This is a genomic window from Acinetobacter stercoris (genome assembly GCF_900323515.1).
In the GTDB taxonomy this organism is placed as follows: domain Bacteria; phylum Pseudomonadota; class Gammaproteobacteria; order Pseudomonadales; family Moraxellaceae; genus Acinetobacter; species Acinetobacter stercoris.
Genome location: NZ_OOGT01000162.1, coordinates 1 through 9,531 on the forward strand (window position 1 = coordinate 1; position 9,531 = coordinate 9,531).

At 40.3% G+C, this 9,531-nt stretch carries 10 protein-coding genes; 2 read left to right on the forward strand and 8 right to left on the reverse strand.

The annotated features are described in order from the left end of the window. Nucleotides 1-57 precede the first annotated feature (57 nt). Nucleotides 58-453, forward strand: coding sequence for a DoxX-like family protein (locus KPC_RS14665; protein ID WP_228212276.1), 396 nt, complete (start codon nt 58-60; stop codon nt 451-453). A 69-nt stretch (nt 454-522) separates the two neighbouring features. Here the strand turns inward: KPC_RS14665 and KPC_RS14670 are convergent, their stop codons facing one another. The 8 genes from KPC_RS14670 to hcaE all read right to left on the reverse strand — a co-directional run bounded on the left by KPC_RS14670 (nt 523) and on the right by hcaE (nt 8,205). Continuing rightward, complete coding sequence (locus tag KPC_RS14670; protein ID WP_407641992.1) at nt 523-1,593, reverse strand: MBL fold metallo-hydrolase; 1,071 nt, start codon at nt 1,591-1,593, stop codon at nt 523-525. Nucleotides 1,594-1,655: 62 nt separating this feature from the next. After that, complete coding sequence (locus tag KPC_RS14675) at nt 1,656-2,597, reverse strand: cation diffusion facilitator family transporter (RefSeq protein ID WP_121975107.1); 942 nt, start codon at nt 2,595-2,597, stop codon at nt 1,656-1,658. 325 nt (nt 2,598-2,922) lie between these two features. Further along, a complete protein-coding gene (hcaD, locus tag KPC_RS14680; RefSeq protein ID WP_121975108.1) occupies nt 2,923-4,146 on the reverse strand; it encodes a 3-phenylpropionate/cinnamic acid dioxygenase ferredoxin--NAD(+) reductase subunit in 1,224 nt (407 codons plus the stop codon). Nucleotides 4,147-4,156: 10 nt separating this feature from the next. Further along, nucleotides 4,157-5,116, reverse strand: a complete 960-nt coding sequence (locus KPC_RS14685) for a 3-carboxyethylcatechol 2,3-dioxygenase (RefSeq protein WP_121975109.1) — start codon at nt 5,114-5,116, stop codon at nt 4,157-4,159. Between the two features lie 65 nt (nt 5,117-5,181). After that, a complete protein-coding gene (gene hcaB / locus KPC_RS14690) occupies nt 5,182-5,997 on the reverse strand; it encodes a 3-phenylpropionate-dihydrodiol/cinnamic acid-dihydrodiol dehydrogenase (RefSeq protein WP_121975110.1) in 816 nt (271 codons plus the stop codon). Nucleotides 5,998-5,999: 2 nt separating this feature from the next. Beyond that, nucleotides 6,000-6,323, reverse strand: coding sequence for a 3-phenylpropionate/cinnamic acid dioxygenase ferredoxin subunit (hcaC, locus tag KPC_RS14695; RefSeq protein ID WP_121975111.1), 324 nt, complete (start codon nt 6,321-6,323; stop codon nt 6,000-6,002). Continuing rightward, complete coding sequence (gene hcaF, locus KPC_RS14700; protein ID WP_121975112.1) at nt 6,323-6,841, reverse strand: 3-phenylpropionate/cinnamic acid dioxygenase subunit beta; 519 nt, start codon at nt 6,839-6,841, stop codon at nt 6,323-6,325. Before hcaF ends, hcaC begins: the two co-directional genes overlap by 1 nt. Then, complete coding sequence (gene hcaE, locus KPC_RS14705) at nt 6,838-8,205, reverse strand: 3-phenylpropionate/cinnamic acid dioxygenase subunit alpha (protein WP_121975113.1); 1,368 nt, start codon at nt 8,203-8,205, stop codon at nt 6,838-6,840. The genes hcaF and hcaE overlap by 4 nt, the downstream gene beginning before the upstream one ends. Before the next feature lie 277 nt (nt 8,206-8,482). On the opposite strand from hcaE, the gene hcaR reads away from it, so the two are divergent. Further along, the gene (gene hcaR / locus KPC_RS14710) at nt 8,483-9,394 is read left to right on the forward strand and encodes a DNA-binding transcriptional regulator HcaR (protein WP_121975114.1); all 912 of its coding nucleotides are present in this window, start codon (nt 8,483-8,485) and stop codon (nt 9,392-9,394) included. Nucleotides 9,395-9,531 lie beyond the last annotated feature (137 nt).

The following is a 9,531-nucleotide window of genomic DNA, read 5'->3' on the forward strand; positions in this document are numbered from 1 at the left end:
ACTCAACATATTGCTTAAATCATTTGTAAATAATAATAGCTTCGGGATAAATACACTGTGGATATCAATCAGCAAATGCAAAAACCACTCTTTATCATCAACATTTCACTCACCATTTTGTGGATCTATCAAGGTTTGGTTCCTAAAATTTTATTTAAAGCCGCAGATGAACAACGCTTCTGGCATTTTTTTCATATTGAAGAATCTATTATGTATCCCATGATCAATGTCATGGGAACTGCTGAAATTATTTTTGGGCTTTTATTTCTTTACCTTGGAAAATTTAAATTTCTACATTATTTAAATATTTTGGGAATGTTAGGATTCAGTATTCTGGTCTTGATTGTTTACCCTCAATATTATGCTTATGCTTTCAATCCATTTGTGATGAATGTCTCTATGGCAATATTATCCCTAGTTGCTCTTCGGCTCATTAAAATCAAGGCTTGTTAAGAAGTAACATAAAAAATAAGGTTCAATGAATTGAACCTTATTTTCAAATAAATTAGAACAATCTATCTATCAGACAATTAGTCTGCGCCCTTCCCGTACGCAATAGAACGGGTTGAGCAACTTTGATGACTTTTTCATGGCTTGTGCCAAATCATGCTCTGGCTGATCCCGTTTTTCATCAGTCAGTTGAAAAGTACGATAATGGATAGCCAGTGAACGTTTTGCATTTAGATCCATATGTGCCTGAAAAGCATCTTGAGGGTTCATATGCATATAGCGCATCAATCTGCGTGGCTCATAGGCACCTATAGGCAATAACGCTACACGCGGTACACCTAAACGATGATGAATTTCTTTAAAGTGTGGAGAGTATCCTGTATCACCCGCAAAGAAACAATGTCCATACTCGGAAAGAATGGAAAATCCTCCCCAAAGCGCATAATTTTGATCACGTAAGCCGCGACCAGAGCCATGCTGTGCGGGAGTGTATACCAGTTTTAAATCATGAATTAACGCGGACTGCCACCAATCCATTTCAATGACACGAAATTCTTTAGGAAGATAATAAGCATTGCCGAGTCCTGTATAGATCGGCATTTTAAACTTATCATTCAGCCATCTTAAGCTTGCAATATCCATATGGTCATAATGATTATGACTGAGTAAGACAGCATGAATATCGGGCAAATCTTCCAAAGCGATACCTGCTGGACAAACACGCTTGGGACCACGGCCTTGCTTTGGGCTCACATGTTCTGCCCAAACCGGATCTGTCAAAAAGTTATAAGGGCCTATCTGGATCAACACTGTGGCATGTCCAACAAACCATACCTGCCAATCATTCAAATCAGCGTTCGGACGATTTTGCGGTAATGCTTTTTTAACAGCAAAAAACTCAGCATATTCCTTTTTTTCGTCGACATTCCACGTATAGGACTTCCGAAATAACAGCCATCTGAACAAATCTTTCCGACTACGTCCTTCTGGCTTCTTGATTTCATTTACAAAACGCAGACCATTATGATTTGGTGTATGTGGCGTATAGGCACGTGGTTTCGACCAAATATGCGACATACATTCTTCAGTTTTAATCTGATATTGCAAAGACTGATCTGGTAAAGGTAAATGCTTGTCTTTCATTTCAGTTATTTCAGCATCTTGCGAGCTGCTTTGCTCGTTTTCATAGCGCAATTCTTTCGACATTACTGCTCTAAACGTCCTTTCATTCTCTCTAGCCACACTTTTTGTGTCTGCGGCTTAATAAATAGCGCCACTATCTCGGGATGAATTTCTTTTATTCTGGTCTCAATCCGGTTCACGCAAGTCTCAATATCATCTGATGTCAAACCATCTTTAAACTCCAGACTCAAAGAAGCAATAACCTGATGAGCACCCATTTGCTCAGTTAATACACCATTTGCAGACTCTACAGCTGGGTCATTCTGAGCAATCAAAAGAACATTATGTCTTAATTTAGGTCCTGCTGTTTCACCGAGTAATAATCCTTTAGTCTCCCTACCCAATAAAAATGCAGAAATCGCCAAAACGATACCAATGAAAACTGAAGCAACGCCATCTAGCATCGGCATATTCAAGGCATGTGATAAATAGATTCCAAGTAAAGCGATAAGCAAACCAATCAGCGCAGCAGAATCTTCAAATAAAACAGTAAAAGTAGTTGGGTCTTTACTGCGCCTAAACGCTTCAAAGTACCCTAATTTACCCTTGTTCTTTTTGAACGTCTTTAAGGCAATCAACCATGAAGTACCTTCACATACAATAGCGATCCCTAACACCACATAGTTGACCAAAGGTGATACGGTCGCTTCAGGGAAACGAATGTGCTGAATACCCTGATAGATCGAAACCAAAGCACCCAAAGCAAAAACCATTAAAGCAACAATAAATGCCCAAAAGTAGAGTTCACGTCCGTAACCAAATGGGTGTTTATAATCGGCAGGCTGCTGGGATTTTTTCAATCCATAAAGCAGCAATATTTCATTCAGTGTATCAACCACTGAATGTATCGCCTCGCTCAACATTGCTGAGCTATTGGTAATATAAGCCGCTACGAACTTCACCAGTGCAATGACTAAATTGCCTGCTAATGCTGCATAGACGACCAGTTTATTTGTTTCCGCCATTCAAAAACAGGTCCTAATATTCTTGATCAAAAACTCGGATTTATTTTTAATTTTGATCTCGCCCATATTAACGAATCTTGGCAACGGTTTTGTTTACATTTTTGTTGTCCGATTGCTCGATCAAATTTATCTCAACTCAGACAGCATCAGCAATAGAACAAATTTTTCAAATATAGTAAGTGGACAAGTCATTTGTGTGACAAATCATACCCCTTAGTTATTTTATGTAAATATTCAACTATTGTTTCATGTGAAACATATCAATAATGAAAACAAAAAGGGTTTGTAGCTAAGCCACAAACCCTTTCAAACAACAATAAATCAATCAGACAATTTTCTTTAAATCAAGTGAGGTATCAAGATGTTTTTCAATTTCAAAAGCTGTATTTTTTGCAATCATTTTTTTCAGATGACGCATATCTTTGGCTGAGTTTACAGTGATACCAGCAACAACCTGCCCATCATTGACACCAAACATCACAAATGAAGAATCTGTACCTTTACCTGAGTCCATGTCACCACGAACATGCCAGTCTTTCGCCGTCATGTCACCGACAAACTGAAAATTGATATCCAGTTGGTCTGTCCAAAACCATGATGGATTGGCTTTAGGATGTTCGACATTCATCACATGACGGGCAAAAATCCCGGCCTGATTATTGGCATTTTCCCAAGTTTCGACACGGCGATATTGACCATCTTCACGAAGTTGTGTTGCAACATCACCTGCTGCGTAAATATCGGGATTTGAAGTTTGGCAGTTTTCGTTAACTTTTACAGCGAAATCAACATCTAAACCGGCATCGCTTGCAAGCTGAGCATTTGGAACAATACCTATACCATAAATCACAGCATCTGCGATTAGTTCTTCACCACTTTCCAGACTAATCACGACTTCCTCACCGCGAAGCTCAGCATTAACAACTTTGGTATTTAAACGTACATCGATACCTTTGGCACGATGTTGCTCAAGCAGAAACTCACTTAATACCGCAGGAGAAGTCCGCCCCATAACCATAGAACCCTGCTCGATTACCGTTACAGTACAATCTTTAAAACGTGCTGATGACGCAAGTTCAAGACCAATAACACCACCACCGATGAGGATAATACGCTTGCCTGCCTGCAATACTGGAACCAGAGCTTGAGAGTCTTCCAAATTGCGTAAGGTATAAACATGTTTGCCCAAAGCATCCAGATCCGGCAGACGGCGCGCTGAACCACCAGTTGCCAGAAGCAACTTATCATATGCCAGAACTTCACCATTTTTTAGCTCAACAGTGTGATCTTCTGGGTTAATCTTTTTAACACCATTACCTCGAATCACTTCAACATTTAAATCTGCCAGTTTTTGTTCTGACAAAATTTCGATCTTGGTATCTTCAGGTTTTAAAATCACATCTTTAGATAAAGGCGGACGTTCATAAGGCAGATGACTCTCATCACCCACCAGAATAATTTTGCCTTCATACTTGTTTGCACGAAGTTCTAAAATGGCGCTGGCACCAGCTTGACCAGCTCCGACAATGATGATGGTTTGAGCGCTCATAATATTTTCCTTAGTTTTTCAGTTCAGCAGAAACGATACCAAAGCCAGCAATCCATTCACTGATTGCTTCATAACAAAGTGTTGTCATTTCATACTCGCCCAGTTCAGCAAATGCAGCAAAAGCTGCCATCCATGAACGAACTTCCTGACCACCGCGACCGCCTTCTTTACGGATCTCAGCTTCAGTCATTGCTTCCAGTGCAGCAAAATCTGCATTTTTAAATTTTTCCAAAAGGGCTAAATCCCACTCTGGATTTAATGGGACAGATACTGTTTTATCCCCTGCAGCCAGACGTTGCCCAACAGAAATGATCTTGGCTTGACGTGCTGCACGTGATTCTGGAGTCGGGTTACGACCACAGATTAGAAACTCTTCAACTTCTGGTGGTACTGAGCCCATTTGCGGGGTTGGAGGATCATGGGATAAACCTCCAGTTCCGATTACTAAAACACGTTCATTTTCAAGATTTAAAGATTTGATAAACTGGCCAACTGCACGACCTAAAGCAATAGTCCGTTTGGTCGTTGGCATTGGAGCCGCTGCACCATTTACAAATACTGGAATCGTTGGATAACGGTTTAATTGACCATCGCATAAAAAATGCAAAGGCTGGGTAACACCATGATCGGCTTGCATCCGGTACGAATATGCAACATCAACACCTTCATCTAAAACTTTACGTACTAGATTGAGTGCTGTTTCTTCTGGAACATTGATTTCGCCCGGACCATAATCCCAGTCACCAGCCGCAGTTGCACGAATACCTACGCAAAAGCTAGGCATCAGGTCATAAAAGAATCCATTAAAATGGTCTGGACCAAAAGAAATGATGAGAGTTGGATTATAAGTTTTGACTTCTTCAGCAAGCTTTGCAAAGGTAGCCCGAACTTTTTGTTCTTTGCTGCTGTCTTGTGGTGACGCAAATTCCATTAAAGGGCTATGCGATGCACATATAAGTTTAACGGCCATATCTGACTCCAAAACGAAGGCAGCATTTAAAGGCTGCCTTGTATAGTCCTTTAAATAACAAGCAGTTATTCGTCAAAAAAACCAGCGCGAGGTTGACGAAGACCACGAATACCCAAACCACATTCGGCATTGATGAGAACACCTGTAAGTGGGCGGTTATTTTGACGAGATGCAAGTAATACATATGAACCTGTCATATCTTCAGGTTCAGGTAAGAAGTTTAAAGGCATACCGCGAGCAATTTTCTCAGGATCACGTGCATCAAGCAGACCAAGATTTTCCTGACCTAATGATGCAGCACCTTTAATATTGACATTCATACCTGATGGAGCAACTGCATTCACTCGTACTTTAGGAGCAAGCTCATAAGCCAGTTCTTTCATAACACCGACACCAGCATGCTTAGATGCAGTGTAGATCGGACCTCCGCCTGCCGAATACAATGCGGAATTAGACAAAGTAAATATGATAGAACCGTTAGAATCTATTAATGCATCCAGAGCTGCTTTCGCACCCAGAATAAGAGATTTGGTATTAATCCCCATAATTTCATCAAAAGCTTTATCTAACTGCTCACCTGACATATGTACTATGTCAGCGTAGTGATCCCAGATTCCAGCATTGCCAATAAAGCAATCCAGCTTGCCAAACCGTTCAACTGTGGCATTTACTGCACGGACATTGTCAGCAAAGTTGGCAACATCACCAGCGACCGTCACAATTTTGTCACCGAAACGTTTATTCAAGGCATCAACTTTAGACTGTGAGCGTTGTAATACACCCACATGTGCGCCTTCATCTAAAAAGCGCTCAACCAAAGCCAAGCCAAGCCCTGAACCACCGCCTGTAATCAGTGCAACTTCACCTTCAAGCCAGCCCATGCTTAAGCCTCCATTTGTACGTATAAAGCACCATCTTCAACAACAACTGGAAATGTCTGGATCGGGTCTGTTGCAGGTAAACACAACGATTGACCTGTTTTCAAACAAAAGCGTGATGCATGAAGAGGACACTCTACAGTGCCATCATCTTCCAGATAACCTTCTGACATAGAGGCATTACCATGTGAACAACGGTCATTCATTGCAAAGAACTCACCACCATTGTTGAACACAGCCAAAGCATCAATACCGCCAACATTACAGTCAACTTTAAGTGCTTCGCCTTCATCCAATTCGTCGATTTGACATACAAAAATTTTGTTCATTAGAAAAATACACTCAAGTTATGTGAGCTATAAGTCACTTGGTCTAAGATAATTTTACGATTAAAGATTTGCCAGCCTAAGCCACCTTCAACCTTACGAATCTTGTCTAAACGCTTGCCAACATAAATCGTGATATCTTTTTCTTTTTGCGTACGGTAAAGCAAATAAGTCACGTGTACATCATATTCACCTTCTGTTTCAGTCGGCTCAATAATGATATTACTTACCATATGTGTAGTACGTGATGGAGGTTCTTCCGCCCAAGCCATACCAGTTTCAAGGCGAGCGACACGACGTTCTAACAAATGTTTATCGTCGTTAAATACCCAGGTAGTCGGTGGTTCAACTGAGCGGCGGCGATCACGTGTTTGTGCATTTGGCGTAGTACGCAAGGTATAAGAAATATCATCGGCTAAAACATCTAGCCAATCACGAAATTTCCAGTCATCCAGAAGTTTTGCCTCTTTGTATAAAAACTGACTGATTTCGTGTTGCAGTTCTAAACTCACCAAACTCATTTCACAAGCTCCTTCTCATATGCTTCTGCCGCTTTTTCTACATCTTCCCATTTTTCATGAATCAGCAAATCAGCCCAACGGCGATACATACCACGTGCCGCTGTCTCAGAGAAAATATAGTTGGTAATGCCAGGAATACCATCTTCACGTACTTTTTCATTCCCCAAACCCATTTCCATAATGAGTCGGTTATTACGTGCTTTATAACCACGAAGAACTTTTTGAATCTCTACCCAGTTTTCAGAGTCATCTTGCTCAAGGAACCCTGCAGGTCCAAAAGCACGTGTTGCAGACCGCTCAAAAGCCTCTTTAACCTCTTGAGGTGCTTCAGCATCAGCAATACAGAATGCCCAAACTTCAGTTTTGTTTGGACCACGTGGATGCCATACACGTAAAGTAGCAGTACCATTTAACCAAGAAAGTGTCGGGAACATTGTGTTATGGCCAGCAAGACGTAAAGCACGGACTTCACCTAAACGCTCTTTTACTTCTTCATAGGTTTCACGGAAATAGTTTGCGACTTCACCATCAACCCAAACGTTCGCATCTGGCTTTTCTGTAAAGAAGAAACCTGAACCATGACCACGTTGACCATATTGAAGCGCATCTTTTGCTGTTTCCCAGACTGGACGAGATGTTTGGGCTGCACCTAGTTGTTTAGATGCTTCATCATCTGGTTTTGCACCAAGTACCTGTACAGCAGACGCATGTGAGAACAATGCATGATATTGGTCAGAAGCAAACTGTTCAGCAGCAAACTTCCAGTTACACTCGATTTCCCACTTGTGTACACCACCAATGATTTGTGTACCACCTGGACGACGATCTAAAACACCATCAAGATACCAAGCGATATCACCCATGTATTCTTCAAGATCAGGAGTTGTTTCATCCCAGCAACCGAAAATTAAACCCTTGTAGGTTTTAACACGGTTCACTTCAACAAGACCCCATTTTTCTTTACAAGCACCATGCGGGAAAGCACGATCTTCTAGAGGAATATCTTTTAGTGAACCATCAGTACCATAAGACCAGCCGTGATATGGACAAGTAAATGCACGTGTATTACCGCAGTCTGCGAAACTCACACGCATAGAACGGTGACGGCATTGATTTAATAATGCTTTGATTGATCCGTCTTTTTGACGAACTACAATAATTGGGTCTTCACCCATGTATGTATTGAAAAAGTCCCCAGCTTTAGGAATTTGGCTCTCATGGCAAAGAAACAACCAGGTACGACCAAATACACGTTCAAGTTCTAACTCGTATAGATCTGGGTCTGTATAGATAGATGGCGAGATACGTCCATTTTGTGCATCGACCAAAGCATCGATTTCACGCACATCAATTTTTCCACTCATGAAAGCTCTCCTGCGACAAACGTGGGGTCACAATACAAATCAACTTTTATTGATGATCGCTGTTCAAATGAGCTTTAGGGAAATATTTATTTTGTTTCAATTAAGAAGTTTTTTGAATAATTAACAAAGTTATTTTCTATATAGTAAAGATTCGCTCCACACTTATCATTTATTTTCGAAATGATACAATAATCTTCACGTAATTGTTGTTTATCGATTATACTCGAGCTAAATGTCAAGTAAGACATTTTTTGGATTAGTCTTTGGACGGTTTTATATGGAATTACGCCACCTTCGATATTTTATCACAGTAGCTGAAGAGCTCAATTTTAGTAAGGCAGCCTTAAAGTTATACACAGCACAGCCCTCATTAAGTCAACAAATTAAAGATCTTGAGGAAGATGTCGGTGTAAAACTTCTTCATAGAACAAAACGTAAAGTTGAGCTCACTGAAGAAGGGGCTGTATTTCTTGAACAGGCTCGCCTGACACTGGCTCAAGCCGACAAGGCAGTTGCCATGGCTCGTCAGGTCTCGAAAGCCAAACAGCAATTGCTTCGTATTGGATTTGTCCCTGTAGCGGAAATGAAGGTTTTTCCATATGTTTTGCCGAATTTGCGAGTGCAAAATCCTGATTTAAAAATTGAACTTTTAAGCCAGAATAATACAGAACAGATGCGCGCCTTAAAGAAAGGTGAACTGGATATCAGCTTCACCCGACACAATTTCCATAGTGATGAAATTGAAAGCAAATTTGTTCTTAGAGAACCATTGATTTTTATTTTGCCAAAAGACCACCCACTAGCAAAATATGATCGGATTCCTGTAAAGGCCCTGAATGGAATAGATTTTATTATTCCTGCTGCAGAACAATCATTGACTCTGCATGATACAATTCTTGAATTCGCAAAATCTAATAATATTGAATTTAATATTGTGCAAAAAGCAGACAATATATTGTTCAATATCAATTCAATAGGTATGGGATTGGGATGTACGATCTTGCCTGGTTATATTGCACCATTAACAATGAGCAATACAGTCATTCGCCCTTTGGAAGTGGAACTTCCCTATCTGGATCTTTATGTCAGTTACAGAAAGAACTCAAATTCAGTTGCTGTTCATAAGTTTATTGACCTACTCACCAAAGTATTTTATCTCGATATTAATCGTTCAGAAGCCCAAAGTTGATCGTTTTAATCGTGATTTGGCTAACCTAGTATTTCGCTACGAAATATTAGGTTTGTTATTTCCCCACTTTCCGAATCTATTTTCATCTACAACTAAAGTTAAAAATATTTCAAAATATATATTTCACAAACAGATCG

What these genes read in the sequence shown, in the direction of transcription:
- KPC_RS14670 (WP_407641992.1), bottom strand. Translation starts at nt 1,593, where the DNA reads ATGAAAGACAAGCATTTACCTTTACCAGATCAGTCTTTGCAATATCAG.
- KPC_RS14675 (WP_121975107.1), bottom strand. Translation starts at nt 2,597, where the DNA reads ATGGCGGAAACAAATAAACTGGTCGTCTATGCAGCATTAGCAGGCAAT.
- hcaD (WP_121975108.1), bottom strand. Translation starts at nt 4,146, where the DNA reads ATGAGCGCTCAAACCATCATCATTGTCGGAGCTGGTCAAGCTGGTGCC.
- KPC_RS14685 (WP_121975109.1), bottom strand. Translation starts at nt 5,116, where the DNA reads ATGGCCGTTAAACTTATATGTGCATCGCATAGCCCTTTAATGGAATTT.
- hcaB (WP_121975110.1), bottom strand. Translation starts at nt 5,997, where the DNA reads ATGGGCTGGCTTGAAGGTGAAGTTGCACTGATTACAGGCGGTGGTTCA.
- hcaC (WP_121975111.1), bottom strand. Translation starts at nt 6,323, where the DNA reads ATGAACAAAATTTTTGTATGTCAAATCGACGAATTGGATGAAGGCGAA.
- hcaF (WP_121975112.1), bottom strand. Translation starts at nt 6,841, where the DNA reads ATGAGTTTGGTGAGTTTAGAACTGCAACACGAAATCAGTCAGTTTTTA.
- hcaE (WP_121975113.1), bottom strand. Translation starts at nt 8,205, where the DNA reads ATGAGTGGAAAAATTGATGTGCGTGAAATCGATGCTTTGGTCGATGCA.
- hcaR (WP_121975114.1), top strand. Translation starts at nt 8,483, where the DNA reads ATGGAATTACGCCACCTTCGATATTTTATCACAGTAGCTGAAGAGCTC.